The organism is Lysinibacillus sp. NPDC093210 (assembly GCF_044753985.1).
Classification (GTDB): domain Bacteria; phylum Bacillota; class Bacilli; order Bacillales_A; family Planococcaceae; genus Lysinibacillus.
The window spans coordinates 401957-423309 of record NZ_JBIVOE010000003.1 but is presented as its reverse complement, the minus strand read 5'-3'; the positions used below and the strand labels follow the sequence as shown (position 1 = coordinate 423309).

The window sequence follows — 21353 nt, the reverse complement described above, 5'->3', positions numbered from 1 at the left end:
AAATAGTTCAAATATAATTATATTAAATAGAACAATAACGCCAACAATTATTAATACGATTTGTGTAGCAATATCTAGAATGAAGATGATAGTTAGCAAAATTATCAGTGCCAAAAGTATTTCTAAATAACCTTTTTTTCTAATACTCATTATTGAAATTTTGTTCTTTTAAAAGCTTCTTATATTTGAAGGGAAATTCCTCAGTTAGAAGTTATTCGATATTTTCACAATTTTAAATGCTACCTTCGATAAGCCTCACCGAGAAATTATGCGTCATTGAAAAAAGGAGAGTAAGGGAACGTTTTTCGTTCTCGTACTCTCTCATTCGTTCCCAAAGACTTTGAATATACCGTTTAAAGTAGTCCATTATAATTCCTTTCGTTTGCTGGCTGCTTGTATGCCTAGTTCCTCGCGATACTTGCTAATAGTGCGTCTTGCAATATGAATTTGATAGGAGCTCGCTAATATTTCAGCAATCTTTTGATCGGATAATGGCTTTTGTTTATTTTCTGCTGTAATAATATTTTTAATCATTTCCAAAATGGACGTTTGAGAATGTTGCGCCTGCGTGTTGTCTATTTTTGAAGAAAATAAATCTTTCCACAAATAGGTTCCAACAGGCGTTTGAATCTGTTTATTGCGAATTGCTCGACTTACAGTGGATACATGCATATCAATTTGCGTTGCGACATCTTGTAAAGTAAGTGGTTTTAAAGAAGATAGACCTTGAACAAAAAATGCTTGCTGATACTCTAAAACTACGGACATTATTTGAATAATTGTTTGTCGCCGTTGCTGTAAGCTATGTATAAGCCAGTTATATTGCTTAAAATGTTGTTTTACATATTTTTGCTCAGAGTTAGGTAAAAAAGAAGCGATGTTTTTATAGCTATCATTGAGTTGAACTGTCGGCAGTGAGCCATCATTTAAGCTGAAATGTAATGTTCCGTCTTCCATAAAAACGATAATGTCAGGTGTTACATACAACGTATCATTCTCTTGGCTCATCGTACATGGTATGGGTGTTAGTTGTTGTAGCCGATTAATACAATCTGACAATTGTTCCTTTGAAAGCTGAAGCGATTTCTGTAGAGCTAGGAATTTCCGTTCAGCTAATAGCAGTAAACCGTTCTGGATAAGCTGTTGCAAATCGTGGTCTTTCTCTTCAATTTGCAACAAAAGACATTCTTGCAAATTACGTGCTCCTACTCCGGGAGGTCCAATTTGCTGTAATAATTGAATGGCACGATCATGCTGTTGTACAGAAAGGTTGCCAAGCTGTAAGGGCGAATATCCTTTGTTGTCTAAGTGTTTAATTACGGTTTGGGTAAGTCGTAAATCATCACCTACAAAAGTGAGAGTAGCTAATTGTAATAACTCTTCACGATAGTTTGGTTCTGCCATTTTTGTATAGAGTTCGTTTGGCATTGATGAAGATGAGTTATGGGGAGTACTATAAACTCTCTCCTGAAAGGTAGGTGATTGTAGGTCAATGAATGGATTTTCTAATTGTTGTTCATTAAGAAACTGCTCTAATTCATAGGCATTGTATTGTAGTAATTCAATAGACTGCTGTAATTGAGGTGTCATCATCACTTTCTGTTGCTGCTGTAACTTTAAACTAGGGTCCATTATGATTCCTCCTGTCTATCACTTTTTATTATCATATCATATAACTAAGTGAATTTTCAGAAAAATATCAACTATATACTAGTTTTTGCTATTTTTACTTGTAGACAAAGATTTTTATAGAAGATTAATTTACATAAAAAAGAACGGCATAATGCCGTCCTGTAAAATAATGCTCATTTAAAATAATGCACCGTTTTTGGAGATGCTTACCGTAAAATTAGTCGTAAATGGGATAACGACACCTTGGTAAGTGTAGTAGCCAGCAATACTATAGCCGAAATAAGTATATGGCTGACCTTGAGGCCAATGCGACACGCCCGCATGTGTTTGGCTCCAAGAACCCGCCCCCCAACCTTTAGCAGTTGTAATTGTCCCTGGACTTGTAAGTACCATTCCATCACGGTCACTATCGTATGCTGATTGTGGCGTAACTATTGCATTGATTCGTCCGATAATATGGCCAGTTGTATTTGTTACATTAAATGATTTTGTAATACTTGTGACAATTTTTCGTGCAAGACTACTTGAATGCGCATCATCTGACACGACAATTTTACTTGTCATCACTTCATTTAAAAATGTTTTGAATTGTGCTGGCTCAATCCATCCGTATTCTTCAAAATATTCATAGTTTGCAACAGTGACATTTAAAACTTCTTGTCCTATATACTGACTTTGTAAGTCCTGTAAATCATTCAAATATTGCTGGTAGTATTTTTCTTTTTGTACTTGTGATAAAGCAAGCTCAGCAGCGGACGTTGATATGCTAAACACATTAATTACACCAATAAAAGCAAGAGCAATCATACTACACATAAGAAGTTTCATGCTTTCATCCTCCTTTTGCTAGATGTATCCATATGCTGATATAAGGAAAAATTCACCTATTGAGTTGTGTATACGTTACTCACTTCGCAACAATATTAACAGGCTATATACACTTGGACTTGAAAATATTAAATTCTATATTGGTTTGATATCAGGATTTATTAGTTGGACAGAAGAGGGGGGAAATGAAAGTGCTATAGAACAAGGAGCATGGAGAATTGAAGATATGATGAGAATTTAGAAAGACAAAATAGTGATTAAATCATCATAAATTTTACAAGTTCCCCAGGTTTAAAGGTACTAATCTATTAAAACCCCTCCGGAAATGTCAGAATAGGTGAAATAATCTATTTATATTTTACGCTGTTCGATAAATTTGGTCAATTTTGATGTTATGAATAAAAAAGTAATACTTATAAATGTAAAAAAGGTTTGTTTCGTATAAAATTGATAGTAAAATAATGGGAATAAGGGAGTGTATATGAAAAAATTTATATTATGTGTTTTATCATTATGTATCCTGTCGGTCATTGTTATTGCATGTCAATCAAATGAAAGTGTAAATATTTCAAAGGTCAGTATCTCTAAATCAAGTGGGTTCGGTAAAGTGAATGCTGATTTTTTTACTGTATATAAAGATAAGGAAAGTCTCGATATATTTAACAATGCCATCGCAAGCGCTGTGAGGAGAGAAGGAATAGCGGATATGGTAGAACCTGAATTTGATTTGAAAGTCCGTTATACAGACGGAAATAAGCAGGGGTATCATCTATGGATAGGGGAAAAAGGACAGAAAAGCACCTTAATGAAGGTGAATGACACACACACTACTTATTCCATTTCAGAAGAAATAACTGAACAATTAATTGATTTACTTAAATAATATTTGTTAGAGACCTTTTGTCAAGTGGTCTTTACTTAAGCTTTGCTAAACATTTCAACTGTTGAAAAAATAAATTTTCGACACATTGTTCAACTGACTTTTCAATTAATTTTAACTTCTATTTATATTTCATTGTTGGGTTCTTTCCATATTAAAAATTGTTTTTATTAGTTGTGGTATTTAATTATCAACTAAATACCAACTAGTTTTTACAGTTCGTTCATGTATCTGGATGGATTCATGGCGTTCTCCATAACGTTTGTTTATAATGGGGAAATGGAAAAACTCAACGAGAAAGAAGGGATAGCTATGGCACGAGGTGTTTACATTCATATTCCTTTTTGTCATCAAATCTGCAACTATTGCGATTTCAACAAGTTTTACTTTAAAAATCAACCTGTAGATGAATATATAGAAACACTTGGCCAGGAGATGGCGCTTGCTACTGAAAAATATCCGCATAGTTTTAAACAAATTGAAACAATTTTTCTGGGAGGTGGCACACCTACTGCTCTATCTCCAGAACAACTGACAAGATTGCTCAAACTGATTCGCACGTATATTCCGATGGACAGTGTGACAGAATTTACATCAGAGGCGAATCCTGATGAGTTATCAGAGGCAAAGATGCATGCCTTGTTTGATGGGGGCGTCAATCGTTTAAGTATGGGAGTGCAATCGTTCAATCAAGAATTATTAAAAAAAATTGGCCGCACACATAGCAATGCACATGTCTATGACACAATTGCACTCGCAAAAAAGGTTGGTTTTAAAAATATAAGTATCGATTTAATGTACGGCTTGCCAGGTCAAACAATGGAGCAATGGAAGGATTCCCTTGAAAAAGCGTTTGCACTAGACCTACCGCATTTTTCAGCGTACTCCCTTATAGTGGAACCAAAAACGATTTTTTATAATCAGTATGCAAAAGGGAAGCTGAGCTTGCCGACAGAAGATTTAGAAGCGGATATGTACGAGGTGCTTATGCAAGAAATGCAATCACATGGTCTTTTGCAATATGAAATTAGCAATTTTGCTAAAACTGATTTTGCTTCTACCCATAATAAAATATATTGGGAAAATGATGAATATGCGGGTTTTGGTGCAGGTGCACATGGCTATATAAATGGTATACGTTATTCAAATCACGGCCCTTTAAAAAAATATATGGATGCTGTAAGTGCAGGGGATTTGCCGATTATGCAGGAGCATGTCGTGACGGAAACGGAACAGCGAGAAGAGCAAATGTTTTTAGGACTGCGTAAAACGGAAGGGATTGCACACGCTATATATGAAGAAAGATTTAAGGAGCCGATGATGAACCGCTATGGACAAGTTATTGATAAACTAGTTTCAGAAGGTCTTTTAAAGCATGATACAGTGGGCATTCGTCTTACGCGCAAGGGGCGTTTTGTCGGAAATGAAGTTTTTCAACAATTTTTACTAGAAGATTGAGCGATATCGTTGACAGAAAATGTGGGATTTGATAACTTATTAATAGTATTAGCACTCCTCTTAGTTGAGTGCTAACAGAGGTGATAATCATGCTAACAAATCGGCAATTACAGATATTGCAAGTAATCGTAGACGATTTTATTATGTCTGCACAGCCGGTAGGTTCTCGCCAAATCTCAAAAAAACATGAGATTACATTTAGTCCAGCCACTATTAGAAACGAAATGGCGGATTTAGAGGAATTAGGTTTTTTAGAAAAAACACATACTTCCTCTGGTCGAGTGCCTTCGGAAAAGGGGTATAGATTTTATGTAGATCATTTGTTGAATCCACAGGGCATTAATTCACGGGATATTCAGCAGATTCAATCGATATTCAATGAACGTCTAGTAGAAGTAGAGCACATTATCCGAAAGTCAGCCAATATTTTATCTGAGCTGACATCGTATACATCGATTCTTTTAGGACCAGATGTCCAAAGACATCGAGTAAAACGTTTTTCTATTGTGCCACTTTCAAGTGATGCTGCAGTAGCGATTATCGTAACGAATAACGGTCATGTTGAGAATCGCATGTTTAGTTTACCACCTAATTTTACCGCTGCTGAACTAGAAAAAATGGTTAACATCTTAAATGAGCGCTTAGTTGGTGTTTCATTAGATGAAATCCATAAAAAGTTGGAAATTGAAATACTCGCCATTTTACAACAACATGTGCGATCTGCGGATGATTTTATCCATTCGCTCGTTTCGGCTACAATGCAAAATTCGGAAAGTAAAATTTTCTACGGTGGCAAGACAAATATGTTCAACCAGCCGGAATTCCACGATTTAAATAAGGTCCGAATGATTCTGGACTTAATGGAAACGACTAGCCAAGTGCAGTCGCTCTTCCATCCGAACGAATCGGGTATTCATATTCGTATTGGCTCGGAAAATAAGCAGTTAGAAATGGAAAACTGTAGTGTCATAACAACGACTTATTCAATAGGTGAAGATCAACAAGGAGCCATTGCAATTATTGGTCCAACACGCATGGATTACAAGCGTGTGGTTGCTTTGCTTGAAGTAATGCGCTTGGATTTATCCCAAGCCTTTACGAAGAATCGTAGTGATTGATAATGAGGAGGATTTAAGTGACTGAAACAACTGAAAACAAAGACCTTGTACAAGAAAATGTACAAGCCGAAAACGAGTCAACTGTAGAACAAACTGAAACGCAAGAAGTAGAACTAACAGTGGAAGAGCAGTATGAAGCAAAGCTGGCAGAGTTGCAAGCGAAGCTAGATGATGAGGAAAATCGTCACCTACGTTTGCGTGCAGACTTTGATAATTTACGTCGTCGTTCACAGCTTGATCGTGAGGCTGCCGAAAAATATCGTGCACAAAACCTATTATCGGATTTACTGCCGGTATTAGATAATTTTGAACGTGCTTTGCAAATTGAACCAACTTCTGATGAAGCAACATCAATCGTAAAGGGCATCGAAATGGTCTACCGCTCACTATTGGAAGCAACTGAAAAAGAAGGCTTGCAAGTTATTAAAGCAGAAGGGGAGCAGTTTGATCCAAACGTCCATCAAGCTGTAATGCAAGAACAAGATAGTGAAAAGGAACAAGGTGTAGTATTACGTGAGTTGCAAAAAGGGTATATTTTAAAGGATCGCGTATTACGCCCAACGATGGTATCTGTAAACGAATAGTCAAAGTATCATTAAGAAAAAATATTTTAGTTAATTAACGCAGCTTTGCGTTTTAATAATAGGAGGAAATTTTACTATGAGCAAAATTATCGGTATTGACTTAGGAACAACAAACTCTTGTGTATCTGTACTTGAAGGCGGAGAACCAAAAGTTATCCCAAATCCAGAAGGAAACCGCACTACACCATCTGTAGTAGCATTCAAAAATGGTGAAAAACAAGTTGGTGAAGTAGCAAAACGCCAATCAGTGACAAATCCAAACACAATTATTTCAATCAAATCAAAAATGGGTACAGCTGAAAAAGTGAAAGTGGAAGATAAAGAATACACACCACAAGAAGTTTCAGCAATGATTCTTCAATACTTAAAAGGCTATGCGGAAGATTACTTAGGTGAAAAAGTAACAAAAGCAGTAATTACTGTACCTGCTTACTTTAACGATGCGCAACGTCAAGCGACAAAAGACGCTGGTAAAATCGCTGGTCTTGAAGTAGAGCGTATTATCAATGAACCAACAGCTGCTGCACTTGCTTATGGTTTAGACAAACAAGATGTAGACCAAAAAGTATTAGTATTTGACCTTGGTGGTGGTACATTCGACGTATCCATCCTTGAATTAGGTGACGGTGTATTCGAAGTATTAGCTACTGCTGGTGATAACAAACTTGGTGGTGACGATTTCGATGACGCGGTTATCGAATATTTAGTAGCTGAATTCAAAAAAGAAAATGGCATCGACCTTTCTAAAGATAAAATGGCTATGCAACGTCTGAAAGATGCTGCTGAAAAAGCGAAAAAAGATTTATCAGGTGTAACTTCTACACAAATTTCTTTACCATTCATTACAGCTGGTGAAGCAGGTCCATTACACTTAGAAATCTCTTTAACTCGTGCGAAATTCGATGAAATTACATTACCATTAGTAAACCGTACAGTAGGTCCAGTACGTCAAGCATTATCTGATGCAGGCCTATCAACTTCAGAAATTGACCAAGTTATTTTAGTTGGTGGATCTACTCGTATTCCAGCAGTACAAGAAGCAGTACGTAAAGAAACTGGTAAAGAGCCTCACCGTGGAGTTAACCCTGACGAAGTTGTAGCGATGGGTGCTGCAGTTCAAGGTGGCGTATTAACTGGTGATGTGAAAGACGTAGTTCTTCTTGACGTAACACCTCTTTCTTTAGGTATTGAAACTATGGGTGGCGTGTTCACAAAATTAATCGATCGTAACACGACAATTCCAACATCTAAATCACAAGTATTCTCAACTGCAGCTGATAACCAACCAGCAGTAGATATTCACGTATTGCAAGGTGAACGTTCTATGGCAGCGGATAACAAAACATTAGGTCGCTTCCAATTAGCGGATATTCCACCAGCACCACGTGGTATTCCACAAATCGAAGTTACATTTGATATCGACAAAAATGGTATCGTTTCTGTTAAAGCGAAAGATTTAGGTACAAATAAAGAACAAACAATTGTTATTCAATCTGATTCTGGTTTATCAGACGATGAAATTGAACGCATGGTAAAAGACGCTGAAGCGAATGCAGAAGCGGATGCAAAACGTAAAGAAGAAGCTGATCTTCGCAATGAAGCTGATCAATTAGTATTCCAAGTTGATAAAACAATTGCTGACTTAGGTGAGCAAATTACAGAAGATGAGAAGAAATCTGTAGAGGATGCTCGTGATGAGCTTAAAAAAGCGCTTGAAGCTGGCGAATTAGAAGGTATTAAATCAGCGAAAGAAAAATTAGAAGGCGTATTACAGCCTCTAGTAATGAAAGTATATGAACAAGCTGCAGCTGCAGCACAAGCGGCTCAAGGTGGCGAAGCAGGTCCAGATGCTGGAGCTGATAAAAAAGACGACAGTATCGTAGACGCTGACTTCGAAGAAGTAAAAGACGATAAATAAGAAATTCTCAACAGCACAGTAAAGTGAAGAAGCCAAAGACCGCTTGCGGCTTTGGCTTTTCTCTTTCTATATAATTGTTTAACGATGTTCTAGTAGATGAACCCGAAGTGTCAGCGACATGTCAATTCGGCAATAGCGCATAGAGGCATTGATAGAAAAGTGAAAATTATGGCGAAAATAGAGGCAGTTTTTAAGACTGCATGTTACAATAGATTTTATGCAAAAAGAGCGGAGTGTGAATCATGGAGAAACGCGATTATTACGAGGTGCTTGGTTTAACGAAATCGGCTTCTAAAGATGACATTAAAAAGGCATACCGTAAATTATCAAAACAATACCATCCTGATCTAAATAAAGAGCCAGGTGCGGATGAAAAATTCAAAGAAATTGCTGAAGCTTATGAAGTATTAAGTGACGATCAGAAAAAAGCCCGCTATGACCAATTTGGACATGAAGATCCAAATGCTGGCTTTGGTGGTGGTTTCGGAGGCGGTGGCTTTGGCGGCTTCGAGGATATTTTCAGTTCATTCTTTGGTGGTGGTGGACGTCGACAAGACCCGAATGCGCCACGTAAAGGTGACGATCTGCAATACCGCATGAATATTAAATTTGAGGAAGCAATTTTTGGGAAAGAAACAGAAATTGAAATTCCTAAAGACGAAACATGTGATACATGCCATGGCTCGGGTGCAAAACCAGGTACAACTCCTGAAACATGTTCGACATGTAAAGGTGCAGGACAAATTAATCAGGCTGTCGATACACCATTTGGCCGTATGATGAATCGTCGTACTTGTACGACTTGTCACGGAACAGGTAAAATTATTAAAGAAAAATGTTCAACTTGTCGCGGTGAAGGTAAAGTTCAAAAACGTAAAAAAATTAAAGTGTCAATTCCTGCAGGTGTTGATGATGGTCAACAAATTCGTGTAACAGGTCAAGGTGAACCAGGTATTAACGGTGGTCCAGCTGGTGACTTATACATTATGTTCCGCGTTCAAGGGCACAATGAATTCGAGCGCGATGGCGATGATATTTACTATGAATTAAAATTAACATTCCCACAAGCAGCATTAGGCGATGAAATTGAAGTACCGACTGTACATGGTAAAGTGAAATTACGTATTCCAGCGGGTACACAATCAGGTGCACAATTCCGCTTGAAAGATAAAGGTGTAAAAAATGTGCATGGTTATGGAACAGGTAACCAATATGTAACAGTTAGAGTAATTACACCAGAAAAGCTAACGGAAAAACAAAAACAATTACTACGTGAATTTGCAGAAATTAGTGGCGATATTCCAGAAGAACAAGGAAGCTCACTATTTGATAAAATCAAGAAAAAATTCCAAGGTGAATAATTAGAGGAGCTGAAGAGCTACGTGAAGTGGTCAGAATTATCCATTCATACAAAAAATGAAGCGGTGGAAGCAATTTCAAATATTTTGCATGAAGCAGGGGCTAGCGGTGTTGTTATTGAGGATTCAGCTGAATATGCGAAGCCACGCGAAGATCAGTATGGTGAAATTTACGCGCTAAATGAAGAAGATTTCCCAAAAGAGGGTGTTATCGTTAAAGCTTACTTATCAGAGTCTAGCTTTTTAAATGAAACAGTCGAAGAAATCAAGGCGGCGATTACGAATTTAACGAATTTCAACATTGATATCGGAGAAAATGTTGTTTCTATTGTAGAAGTGAACGAGGAAGATTGGGCGACAGCGTGGAAGCAATACTATCATCCTGTTAAAATTTCGGAACGTTTTACAATTGTACCAACATGGGAAGACTATACACCAGTTTCAACGGATGAATTAATCATTGAGTTAGATCCTGGTATGGCATTTGGTACAGGAACACACCCAACAACGGTTATGTGCTTACAAGGTCTCGAGAAAGTCGTGAAAGAGGGCGACACGGTTGTTGACATAGGCACAGGCTCTGGGGTTCTTTCGATTGGTGCAGCAATGCTTGGTGCAAAAAGTGTGCATGCGCTTGATTTGGATGAAGTAGCTGTACGTTCTGCCAAAGAAAATGTTGCGTTAAACAAAGTAAGCGATAAAGTTGAAGTTTTCCATGGTAACTTATTAGATACTGTGAAAGAGCCAGCTGATGTTGTAGTCGCGAACATTTTAGCAGAGATAATTATGTCCTTTACTGACGATGCATTTACAATTGTCAAACCAGGTGGATTATATGTCACTTCAGGCATCATTGGGGCGAAACGAGATGATGTGAAAGCAGCTCTTGAAGCTTCAGGGTTTGTGATAGAAGAAGTATTATTAATGGAAGATTGGGTAGCGATTATCGCTCGTCGACCACAATAAATTGACCAAGGAAGCGCCAAATCGTGAGCCGAGTGCTTACGGTTTGGCGTTTTCTCTAGTAAGAAAGGAGTGTGAGCTATGCAACGTTATTTCATTGACACAACCATTGATTCAGCCCGCATTTCAGGCGAAGATGCGCGCCATATTATGCGTGTTATGCGTATGAAAGAAGGTGCGGAAATCATCGTCGTGGCACAAGACACAGCTTATATTTGCACAATTGCTGCATTTGAAGAAGATGTTGTCGTTGTGAAAGCGACGGGACGCACAATCCCATCTCCAGAGCTCCCAATTCGTGTAACAGTTGCTTGTGGGTTGCCTAAAGGAGATAAACTTGAACTCATTACACAAAAAGCAACAGAGCTTGGTATGTATGCCTTATTACCATTTGAAGCGGAGCGATCTATTGTAAAATGGGATGTTAAAAAAGGTGCGAAAAAGCAGGAGCGCTTGCAAAAAATTGCAAAAGAGGCAGCGGAGCAATCACATCGCACGCACATTCCAGAAATATACGAACCAATAAAATTTTCGCAGCTTGTATCGCATATGGGCGATTTTGACGCTGTCTTCATTGCAGATGAAGAGGATGCAAAGTCAGAAAAACGCACAAGGTTTGCGGATAAGCTAAAAAACGTGTATGATAAGGAGTCGAAATCAATCCTTATTATCTTCGGTCCAGAAGGTGGAATTGCGCGCAAAGAATCAGATACACTGAAGCAAGCTGGCGCACAAACGATGTCTCTTGGTCCAAGAATTTTACGTGCAGAAACAGCGCCACTTTATGCGCTATCTGCAATATCATATGAATTTGAATGAAAGAGGTGTTTAGCCTTGTCAAAAGTGGCTTTTCACACACTTGGCTGTAAAGTAAATCACTATGAAACAGAGGCTATTTGGCAACTGTTTAAAGAAGACGGTTATGACCGTACGGAATTTGATCATCAAGCAGACGTTTATGTTATTAATACATGTACAGTAACAAATACGGGAGATAAAAAATCACGTCAAGTTATTCGTCGAGCTGTGCGTCAAAATCCAGATGCTGTTATTTGTGTTACAGGCTGTTATGCTCAAACGTCGCCAGCTGAAATTATGGCGATTCCTGGTGTTGATATTGTAGTAGGGACACAGGATCGTACAAAATTACTTGGCTATATCGAGCAATATCGTAACGAGCGTCAACCAATTAATGCTGTACGCAACATTATGAAAAACCGTGTATATGAAGAATTAGATGTGCCGGCATTTACAGACCGAACACGTGCATCATTAAAAATCCAAGAAGGCTGTAATAACTTCTGTACGTTTTGTATTATTCCTTGGGCGCGTGGTTTAATGCGCTCGCGTGATCCACAGGAAGTACTAAACCAAGCGCAACAATTAGTTGATGCTGGTTACCTTGAAATAGTACTAACAGGTATTCATACTGGTGGCTATGGACAAGACTTAAAAGATTATAACCTTGCCCAGTTGTTACGTGATTTAGAGGCGAATGTAAAAGGTTTAAAACGTTTACGTATTTCTTCTATTGAAGCTAGCCAACTAACAGATGAGGTGATAGATGTTTTACGCGAGTCAAACATTGTTGTTAATCATCTACACATTCCGATTCAATCAGGTTCGGATACAGTATTAAAACGTATGCGTCGTAAATACACGATGGAATTTTTCGGAGAACGCTTAACAAAATTACATGAAGCATTACCGAACTTAGCTGTTACTTCTGACGTTATCGTTGGCTTCCCAGGTGAGACAGAGGAAGAATTTATGGAAACGTATAACTTTATTCGTGACCATAAATTTTCAGAATTACATGTGTTCCCATTCTCTCCTCGTACAGGTACACCAGCAGCTCGTATGGAAGACCAAATCGATGAAGACATTAAAAATGAGCGCGTTCACCGCCTAATCGCTTTAAATGACCAACTTGCTAAGGAATATGCTTCTCGTTTTGAAAATGAAGTGTTAGAAGTAATACCAGAAGAATTTGTTCACGATGGTAGTGAGGAAGAGGGCTTATTAACGGGTTATACAGACAACTATTTAAAAGTAGTTTTTGAAGGCCCTGAAAACCTTATTGGCCAACTTGTAAAGGTAAAAATTACGCAAGCAGGCTACCCTCATTCTAAAGGGCAATTCGTACGCTTACTCGAAACTGTAAAATAATTGTTAAAGGATTGTCTATCTATTGGAGATGGACAATCCTTTTTTATTGATAATATTAACCATGATCGGGCATGATAAAAATTATTACAAGTTAAAGACCATAGGGTAATGACTTAAGAAATTAGACGGAAACGTAAAAACATGTTATTATTCCAGAGAGGTACGGACAACTTATGTTAGAAGGAGCGCTTGTTAAATGAAAACAAATTATGCAAGTATGATTGATCACACATTATTAAAGGCTGAGGCTACAAAAGAACAAATTGAAAAGTTATGTGCAGAGGCTAAAGAATTTAGTTTTGCATCTGTTTGCGTCAACCCAACTTGGGTGAAATATTGCAGCGAGCTATTACAAAACTCAGACGTGTTAGTTTGTACGGTTATTGGCTTCCCATTAGGCGCTAATACACCAGCTGTAAAAGCATTTGAGGCAAAAGATGCGATTGCAAATGGTGCTCAAGAAGTGGATATGGTCATCAATATTGGCGCTTTAAAAGCTCAAAACTTCGAACAAGTACAAGCGGATATTTCAGCAGTAGTAGAAGCGGCAAAAGGTAGTGCACTTGTTAAAGTAATTATCGAAACTTGCCTATTAACTGAGGAAGAAAAAGTGAAAGCATGTGAACTTTCAGTAGCAGCTGGCGCAGATTACGTGAAAACGTCAACGGGCTTCTCTACTGGTGGAGCTACAGCAGAGGACATCGCTTTAATGCGCAAAACAGTAGGACCAGAGCTAGGTGTAAAAGCTTCTGGTGGTGTTCGTAGCTTGGAAGATATGCAAAAAATGGTTGAAGCAGGTGCCACACGAATTGGTGCAAGCTCGGGTGTAGCCATTATGAAGGGCTTAATTGCAGATTCTAATTACTAATTCCCACGAATAATTTATTATTGCTCAATAAGAAAAATAGTGTACTGGATATTTTCTAGTATGCTATTTTTTTGTTTTATAACTAATAAATCGACTGTAAGCAACAACTACATAGTAAACGCTGTTATGCTAATTTTTTCATCAGAATAATTATTTTTCCGACCTCATATACTCGAATGATGTAATTGCCTTTAGAAGGGAGGATTTTATGTTTACGCAATATAAGTATTGGCGACCTTTTATCAGTCCTTTTGATCCTTGTAAACCGATTGAGGTCAAGAGCTTTGCAACACCTCCACAATTGTATATAGGCTTTCAACCACCTGGTCTACCACAATTTCAGACAGCGAGGGAAGCGTTAAAGTTTGGTACACTATGGCCCGATTTTTTTAGTCCCTATCCAAATCCAGAGAGAGGTGGGATGAAAGGTGAGTAAACAAATGCCACCAGAATTTTATCAGCTTCTTGAGGAAATTCAAGCTATTGATTTTGTTATAGTTGAATTAAACCTTTATTTAGATACTCATCCACATGATTATGCTGCAATTACACAATTTAATGAGAATACCGAAAAAAGTATGCGATTAAAAATAGATTTTGAACAAAAATTTGGTCCGCTTATGAATTTTGGAAGAAGCTATTCGAATTATCCGTTTAATTGGATCGATACGCCATGGCCTTGGCAAGTATAAATACATTTGGACTAGGGGGAAAGGTGTTTGTGGTATTATGAAAAAAAGCTCCAATATCCAGTAAAAGTTAGTACTTGTAACCCGATGCTCGCAAAGTATTTAGTAGAACAATATGGTGGTGCTGATGGAGAGCTAGCTGCTGCACTTCGCTATATGAACCAACGTTATACAATACCAGATAAAGTAGTAGGCCTGTTAACAGATATAGCAACGGAAGAGTTTTCTCATCTCGAAATGATTGCAACAATGATTTATAAGTTAACAAAAGATGCAACCCCTCAGCAAATTAAAGAAGCAGGACTTGCTGATCACTATGTTAACCATGATAAAGCGCTGTTTTATCAAAATGCATCGGGCGTACCATTTACCGCATCCTATATACAGGCAAAAGGGGATCCAATTGCTGATTTATACGAGGATATTGCGGCGGAAGAAAAAGCACGTGCCACATACCAATGGATTATTGACTTATCGGATGACCCAGATTTAAATGATAGTTTGATTTTTTTGAGAGAACGAGAAATTATCCATTCGCAACGCTTTAGAGAGGCTGTAGAAATTTTAATAGAGGATGGCAATACAAAGAAAATATTTTAACTAATAAACGGCTTAATAAATCGTTTAACGAAGTTTGACCTATTTTAGTTCGAACTGTATGAAAGTTTTTGTGCTGATGGAGAGATATCGCTGAGTCCCTCTCTAACGAAATTACGAAAAATTTTTTGGTAATATATCTGATTAGGCTAGATAATCCTGCACTCAGATTTACTTTTTATTCACAATAACTATTCTTATCGTGATCTGAAGAACCGTTTAAAATACGATTAAAATGGATTTTAAAAATTCTCTTCGCGATTTCGAATACTTTCTATTGACCGTTATAAGACAATACGGTATAATTTTTTAGTACACAACAGTTGGTTATTAGCCTAATTGTATTGTGTATTGACGTGTGTTCGGAGGGAGGGAAAGAGAGATGTCAAAAACTGTCGTTCGCAAAAACGAATCGCTTGAAGATGCTCTTCGCCGCTTCAAACGTACTGTATCAAAAAGTGGTACAATTCAAGAAGTTAGAAAGCGCGAGTTCTACGAAAAACCTAGCGTTAAACGTAAAAAGAAATCAGAAGCTGCACGTAAACGTAAGTGGTAATTTAATTTCCCATTAAAAATCCCTACGTTCAAAACACGCAATTGTATGATTCACTGAGCAGACAATGATATACCTGGAATTAGTTGCAATTGCGATAAATTCCAGGTATTTTGCATGATGCTCTTTTTGCGGTACATATTCGAAAAAGCCGAATGAAATCACTACAGATTTCATTCGGCTTTTTTATTTACAAAGAAAAACAACTTTGATAATCGACTGAAGGGAAAAAACACCTATCATATTGTATAATAAAAATAAATTAGATTTTGTGAAACTTTTTACAAGGTCAGTCGTATATAGAGTAGAGAAGCATGTTAGAAGGGAGGGAAAAAGATGCGGAAAAGGAGAATCCTTAGCTATATCATCGTCATCTGGATGACTGTTTTGGTAGCGTTTCCATTGACTTCAGCATTTGCAAGTAGCAAGGTTTACCACGTACCGATTCATGATGAAGTTGAACGTGGACTTCACGCATTTTTAGAACGAGCTTTTAAAGAGGCAGAAGAAAACTATGCAGAAGCGATTGTACTGGATATACATACGCCAGGCGGTTTTGTCAATGCAGCAGGTGATATCGCCATGCTTATGGATGCCACTACGATACACACTATTGCTTTTATTAACAAAGATGCCCATTCAGCCGGTGCTTTTTTAGCCTTACATGCAGATGAAATTTATATGGTCCCTAATGGAACAATTGGAGCAGCAGCAGTAATTGATTCTGCCGGCAACGCAGCAGATAGTAAGGCTCATAGCGCGTGGTTAGCTCAAATGAAGGCAGCTGCCGAAACATCCGGACGTGACCCGAAATATGCATTGGCAATGGCAGATTCGACAATTGAATTGCCAGAATTTCGAGCTGGAGGCGAGAATTTATTAACATTATCGGCTTCAGAGGCTGAAAAGGTAGGATATTCTGAAGGTACTGTTGCTAATTTTCAAGAACTTTTGGCGAAGACAGGTTTAAAGGGCAGTGATATTGTATCAATTGAGCCAACCTTTGCAGAGAAAATTGCTCGTTTTATTACGAACCCACTTATCGTACCGATTTTATTGTCTGTTGCGAGTTTAGGGCTTGTGATGGAGCTATATTCGCCTGGGTTCGGTGTGCCAGGTATAATGGGGTTATCAGCCCTGGGATTATTTTTCTTCGGACATATGGTGGCAGGCTTTGCAGGCTATGAAACATTGTTAATTTTCATTGCAGGCTTAGCACTAGTCATTGCAGAATTTTTTGTCCCCGGAGGCATTGTTGGTATTTTAGGTGGCGTGCTTATATTACTTAGCTTGCTGCTGGCAGGTGCAAACATGATGCAAATGGTCATGGCGATTTTTATTGCGCTTGTAGTAGCCATAATAGGAATGGTGATCCTGATGAAATTTTTCGGTAAAAAAATGCATGTTTTAAACAAGTTAGTGCTAATGGATGCTACTACAACGGAAGAGGGCTATGTGTCTAACGTTAATCGCACTGAGTTGTTAGGAAAAGTGGGAATTACGCTAACACCACTTCGCCCAGCAGGCACAATTCGATTTGTAAGTGAACGAATTGACGTTGTGTCAGAAGGTGGCTATGTTGATGTAGGTAAGGATGTAGAAGTAATTAAAGTAGAAGGCTCACGCATTGTCGTGAGACAAACAGAAAAAGAGATGGAGGAATAACAACATGGGATTTGATTTAGCTTTAATAGGCCCAATAGTCGGGCTTGTCCTATTATTTATTGTCGTCGCTGTATTCTTTACTTTTGTACCAGTGGCGTTGTGGATTTCCGCACTTGCTGCAGGTGTCCGCGTTAGTATTTTCACATTAATCGGGATGCGCTTACGTCGTGTAATTCCATCACGTATCGTCAATCCGTTAATCAAAGCACATAAGGCAGGCTTACCAGTGACGATTAACCAATTAGAAAGTCACTATTTAGCAGGTGGTAATGTAGACCGAGTCGTAAATGCGCTGATTGCTGCTCACCGTGCTAATATTGAACTAACGTTTGAACGTTGTGCTGCAATTGACCTTGCAGGGCGTGATGTGTTAGAAGCGGTACAAATGTCGGTTAACCCAAAAGTAATTGAAACACCATTTATTGCAGGTGTTGCAATGAACGGGATTGAAGTTAAAGCGAAGGCACGTATAACAGTTCGTGCAAACATCGAACGTTTAGTTGGTGGTGCAGGTGAGGAAACGGTTATTGCTCGTGTAGGTGAAGGTATCGTTTCGACAATCGGTAGTGCTTCAAGCCATACAACAGTCCTTGAAAATCCAGATATGATTTCACAAACAGTATTATCTAAAGGCTTAGACTCTGGGACAGCATTCGAAATCTTATCCATTGATATTGCGGATGTGGATATCGGTAAAAATATTGGTGCAGAATTACAAATTGAACAAGCGCAAGCAGATAAAAACATTGCTCAAGCGAAAGCAGAAGAACGTCGTGCAATGGCTGTAGCAAATGAGCAAGAAATGATTGCCCGCGTTCAAGAAATGAAGGCGAAAGTAGTAGAAGCAGAAGCAGAAGTACCACAAGCGATGGCAGAAGCTTTACGTTCTGGTAACCTTGGTATTATGGACTATATGAATTACCGTAATATACAAGCAGATACGGCTATGCGTGACTCTATTTCAAAAGTAAGTACAGATAAATCAGACCCAAATGAACCGAAAGCATAATTAACGGAAAGGAGCGAGTGCTAACAAATGGAACAACTTATTTTATTTGCAATTATTGCCATAGTCAGCTCTCTTTTCGGAAAAGCTAAAAATAAAAAAGAACAAAAACCAATGCCCCCTTTCAATAAAACTGCTCAATCACAACCTTCCGCTCAAATGGAAGTAGATGAGCCTAAGCATCGTCGTCCAATTGCTAGAAAGCAAAGCTTTGAAGACTTTGCCCGTGGATTTATAGGGGAACTAAAAGCGGAAATTACGTCAGAAGACGACACAGAAAAACGTGTGGAACCAGTGCGAGAAAAAGTGAAGGAACATATGCCTAGCTATGTTGCACCACCGCTTATTCCAGCTGAGCAATCGAGTCGTAAAACCGATCGTCCTAGTCTTGGGCGTATGGCTGCAGGGAAAAAAGATATCTCAGTTGCACCCACAAATAATGGATTTCAGCTACCGAATTCTCAAAAAGCATTGGTGCAAGCAGTGGTGATGGCTGAAATTTTAGGCCCACCAAAAGCAAAACGAAAATAACTAGCATGTCCTCCTTTTTTGGCGCATATATTGCCGAAGAAGGAGGCATTTTTTTATGAAAAAATTATTTCAATTAACGCCACTACTTGAATTAACACAGTATGAAACATTAAAAATTATAGGCCCTTATCGCTTTTTACATGCTGACGCTACATCGTGCTCGTTTATTTATGCTGATTATCATATTATTGTGCGTGGAAAATCGGTTGCAATAAATGCAATAAAGGAAGAAATGCTCCATCTTTCAGTAGAGGATTTACAAGAATTACATGTAAAAATGACTAAAGATATGGGTGTGAGCAAGAATGTGGAATAATCGACCAATTATAATACGTATAAAGCGCCATGAAAATGTTCATCCTTTTATTCAAGCATTACATGCGCAGCAAGTACCTTTAAAGCGTGTTGTCTTTCGAGATCAAGAAGTTACATTTGAAACGAATATGGGCTATTTGCCAAAAATTCGCCGTATACGTAGTCGGTATCGGCTAAAAATGACTGTTCATTACGCAGATGAGCTTCAAGTTTTTCGCGCACAACTTTGGACACTACTTGGGCTGTTTGTCATGATTTTAATACCATTACTTTGTGCGCAAGTAATTTGGCGCGTTGATATTGAAGCGGCTACACCAGAGTTACAGCAACAAATCGAGAAAACGTTTCAAGAAACTTTTCAGCTAGAAACGCCGATGACTAAAAAAGTATTACCTTCGGATGCTGTAATTCGTCAGAGTCTATTAGAAAAACATCGAGATCTAGCGTGGGTGCATATCGAAAAACACGGTGGTCGTATTACGTTAAGACCACAGGAATCTCCAAAAACAACCGAATTGACAACCGAAAAACTTGCAACACATTTAGTAGCTACTAAAAGCGGTGTCATCACAAACTTTAACATTCAACATGGTGAACGGAAAATTTCTGTCAATGATACAGCTTATGAAGGTGACGTCCTCGTAAGTGGTGTAATTGACAGTGGTGACGATCATGTCTTTGTTGGGGCAAAGGGAGAAGTTTTTGCAGACTACTGGCTTGAATGCACATTTAAAATTCCAACAAAGCTAACAATTGAATCTATGCAACAAAAGCAGTGGCGTGTAGTAGTAAAGGGTATTCATAAAGAAGCGGTTGATTATGTACAAAAAAAAGACTTACCAAATTGGCTAGATCCTTATGTTTCGATTGTGGAGGAACAGCAAACAAAAACGGTGGAAATTAAATTAGATGAATCAAAAATAGATACTTTGTTAATGCCACTACTACATGAAAAAATGCTTCAATCACTCCCTGCAAAAACAGTTATTAAAAAAGAAAACCTTTTACAGGCGAAGTGGGGGAATGGTACAGTTGAAGGGAAAGTTCTATTTTTAGTCAACGAAAACATTGCAAGTCCAATACAAGGGCCACAAGGAGAATGATTATGTCAGAACATTTAACTGTATTACAAGTGGATAATCCAAATGAAGCGGTGATGCTGCTAGGTATTTCCGATGCTAATATGAAATTAATTGAAGAGGCTCTTCATGTCCATATCATTACACGCGGTGAGCAAATTCAGCTTGCAGGTGAAGAAGAGGCAAAAGAACAGGCAACATATCTTCTACACGCATTATTAAAAGTTATTCGCAAAGGAATTAATATTGATCAGCGTGATGTAGCAACGGCAATTGAAATGACACAAAAAGGGACAATTGAATATTTTGCAGAACTTTATGATGAAGAAATTGCACGCACGACAAAAGGGAAACCGATACGTGCAAAAACAATAGGTCAACGAGAATACATACAAGCGATTCGTCACAAAGACGTTGTTTTTGGTATTGGTCCAGCCGGTACCGGAAAAACGTATTTAGCGGTAGTAATGGCTACACAAGCACTTAAAAATGGGCATGTAAAGCGTATTATTTTAACACGTCCTGCAGTGGAAGCAGGAGAGTCTCTAGGCTTCCTTCCAGGTGATTTAAAGGAAAAGGTTGATCCATATTTACGACCGCTCTATGATGCGTTAAACGATATATATGGCACAGAACAAACACAACGTCTAATTGAACGAGGAACAATTGAAATCGCGCCTTTAGCCTATATGCGTGGACGTACATTAGATGATGCCTTTGTCATTTTAGATGAAGCACAAAATACAACACATATGCAAATGAAAATGTTTTTAACACGTCTTGGATTTGGTTCGAAAATGGTTATTACTGGCGACAAAACGCAAATCGACCTTCCTAAAAATACGGAGTCTGGATTAATTGTTGCTGAACGTACATTAAAATATGTCAATTCAATACATTTCCAAATTCTAGAACAAGGTGATGTAGTCCGCCATCCAGTCGTAGCAAAAATCATTAAAGCTTACGAAGATCAGCAACTTTAAAATAACCGCCTAAGGCGGTTATTTTAAAGTCTGTACCGAAAGCGAAGAGACAGGTACAACAGAAGAACGATATAGTGCTTAATTTTAAGCTTAGTCATCTTTACTAGAAACTAATACCTGTTGATTGGAGCGAAGGGCGGGCGACTCCTGCGGGAACAG

Annotated in this window: 22 protein-coding genes; 20 read left to right on the top strand and 2 right to left on the bottom strand. The window is 38.2% G+C overall.

Going from position 1 to position 21353, the window contains the following annotated elements; translation table 11 throughout:
- Positions 1–366 precede the first annotated feature (366 nt).
- A complete protein-coding gene (gene rpoN, locus ACIP9C_RS11290) occupies positions 367–1632 on the bottom strand; it encodes an RNA polymerase factor sigma-54 (protein WP_401010587.1) in 1266 nt (421 codons plus the stop codon).
- A 177-nt stretch (positions 1633–1809) separates the two neighbouring features.
- A complete protein-coding gene (locus ACIP9C_RS11285) occupies positions 1810–2460 on the bottom strand; it encodes a hypothetical protein (RefSeq protein ID WP_401010585.1) in 651 nt (216 codons plus the stop codon).
- A 481-nt stretch (positions 2461–2941) separates the two neighbouring features.
- Between ACIP9C_RS11285 and ACIP9C_RS11280 the strand changes: the two genes are divergently transcribed.
- From ACIP9C_RS11280 to ACIP9C_RS11185, 20 genes are all read left to right on the top strand, one after another.
- Positions 2942–3343 (top strand): YhfM domain-containing protein, encoded by a 402-nt coding sequence (locus tag ACIP9C_RS11280; protein WP_401010583.1) that lies wholly within the window; start codon positions 2942–2944, stop codon positions 3341–3343.
- Positions 3344–3652: 309 nt separating this feature from the next.
- Positions 3653–4798, top strand: coding sequence for a radical SAM family heme chaperone HemW (hemW, locus tag ACIP9C_RS11275; RefSeq protein WP_401010581.1), 1146 nt, complete (start codon positions 3653–3655; stop codon positions 4796–4798).
- Positions 4799–4887: 89 nt separating this feature from the next.
- Positions 4888–5916, top strand: a complete 1029-nt coding sequence (hrcA, locus tag ACIP9C_RS11270; RefSeq protein ID WP_340823604.1) for a heat-inducible transcriptional repressor HrcA — start codon at positions 4888–4890, stop codon at positions 5914–5916.
- Positions 5917–5933: 17 nt separating this feature from the next.
- Positions 5934–6500, top strand: a complete 567-nt coding sequence (grpE, locus tag ACIP9C_RS11265; RefSeq protein WP_401010578.1) for a nucleotide exchange factor GrpE — start codon at positions 5934–5936, stop codon at positions 6498–6500.
- A gap of 76 nt (positions 6501–6576) precedes the next feature.
- Positions 6577–8418 (top strand): molecular chaperone DnaK, encoded by a 1842-nt coding sequence (gene dnaK, locus ACIP9C_RS11260; protein ID WP_401010576.1) that lies wholly within the window; start codon positions 6577–6579, stop codon positions 8416–8418.
- 242 nt (positions 8419–8660) lie between these two features.
- On the top strand, positions 8661–9779 hold the full coding sequence (gene dnaJ, locus ACIP9C_RS11255) for a molecular chaperone DnaJ (protein ID WP_401010573.1): 1119 nt from the start codon (positions 8661–8663) through the stop codon (positions 9777–9779).
- Positions 9780–9800: 21 nt separating this feature from the next.
- Positions 9801–10742 carry a 50S ribosomal protein L11 methyltransferase gene (gene prmA, locus ACIP9C_RS11250; protein ID WP_401010570.1) on the top strand — a complete coding sequence of 314 codons (942 nt, stop codon included), beginning with the start codon at positions 9801–9803 and terminating at the stop codon, positions 10740–10742.
- Positions 10743–10820: 78 nt separating this feature from the next.
- The gene (locus ACIP9C_RS11245) at positions 10821–11558 is read left to right on the top strand and encodes a 16S rRNA (uracil(1498)-N(3))-methyltransferase (RefSeq protein WP_401010568.1); all 738 of its coding nucleotides are present in this window, start codon (positions 10821–10823) and stop codon (positions 11556–11558) included.
- A 15-nt stretch (positions 11559–11573) separates the two neighbouring features.
- A complete protein-coding gene (mtaB, locus tag ACIP9C_RS11240; protein WP_340823610.1) occupies positions 11574–12908 on the top strand; it encodes a tRNA (N(6)-L-threonylcarbamoyladenosine(37)-C(2))-methylthiotransferase MtaB in 1335 nt (444 codons plus the stop codon).
- Positions 12909–13104: 196 nt separating this feature from the next.
- Positions 13105–13776, top strand: coding sequence for a deoxyribose-phosphate aldolase (gene deoC / locus ACIP9C_RS11235; RefSeq protein WP_401010565.1), 672 nt, complete (start codon positions 13105–13107; stop codon positions 13774–13776).
- Positions 13777–13984: 208 nt separating this feature from the next.
- Positions 13985–14212 carry a spore coat associated protein CotJA gene (locus tag ACIP9C_RS11230; protein ID WP_401010563.1) on the top strand — a complete coding sequence of 76 codons (228 nt, stop codon included), beginning with the start codon at positions 13985–13987 and terminating at the stop codon, positions 14210–14212.
- Positions 14205–14468, top strand: coding sequence for a spore coat protein CotJB (locus tag ACIP9C_RS11225; RefSeq protein WP_340823615.1), 264 nt, complete (start codon positions 14205–14207; stop codon positions 14466–14468). The genes ACIP9C_RS11230 and ACIP9C_RS11225 overlap by 8 nt, the downstream gene beginning before the upstream one ends.
- Positions 14469–14495: 27 nt before the next feature.
- Entirely contained in the window at positions 14496–15065 is a 570-nt protein-coding gene (locus ACIP9C_RS11220) for a manganese catalase family protein (RefSeq protein WP_340823617.1), read from the top strand.
- A 379-nt stretch (positions 15066–15444) separates the two neighbouring features.
- Positions 15445–15618 (top strand): 30S ribosomal protein S21, encoded by a 174-nt coding sequence (gene rpsU, locus ACIP9C_RS11215; protein WP_004227078.1) that lies wholly within the window; start codon positions 15445–15447, stop codon positions 15616–15618.
- A gap of 333 nt (positions 15619–15951) precedes the next feature.
- The gene (locus ACIP9C_RS11210) at positions 15952–17280 is read left to right on the top strand and encodes an NfeD family protein (RefSeq protein ID WP_401010559.1); all 1329 of its coding nucleotides are present in this window, start codon (positions 15952–15954) and stop codon (positions 17278–17280) included.
- Positions 17281–17284: 4 nt separating this feature from the next.
- The gene (floA, locus tag ACIP9C_RS11205) at positions 17285–18289 is read left to right on the top strand and encodes a flotillin-like protein FloA (protein ID WP_401010557.1); all 1005 of its coding nucleotides are present in this window, start codon (positions 17285–17287) and stop codon (positions 18287–18289) included.
- Between the two features lie 27 nt (positions 18290–18316).
- Positions 18317–18817 carry a hypothetical protein gene (locus ACIP9C_RS11200; RefSeq protein WP_401010555.1) on the top strand — a complete coding sequence of 167 codons (501 nt, stop codon included), beginning with the start codon at positions 18317–18319 and terminating at the stop codon, positions 18815–18817.
- Positions 18818–18872: 55 nt separating this feature from the next.
- Positions 18873–19133, top strand: a complete 261-nt coding sequence (locus ACIP9C_RS11195) for a hypothetical protein (RefSeq protein WP_401010553.1) — start codon at positions 18873–18875, stop codon at positions 19131–19133.
- Complete coding sequence (locus ACIP9C_RS11190) at positions 19123–20235, top strand: sporulation protein YqfD (protein WP_401010551.1); 1113 nt, start codon at positions 19123–19125, stop codon at positions 20233–20235. The genes ACIP9C_RS11195 and ACIP9C_RS11190 overlap by 11 nt, the downstream gene beginning before the upstream one ends.
- Before the next feature lie 2 nt (positions 20236–20237).
- Positions 20238–21194 carry a PhoH family protein gene (locus tag ACIP9C_RS11185; protein ID WP_401010549.1) on the top strand — a complete coding sequence of 319 codons (957 nt, stop codon included), beginning with the start codon at positions 20238–20240 and terminating at the stop codon, positions 21192–21194.
- Positions 21195–21353 lie beyond the last annotated feature (159 nt).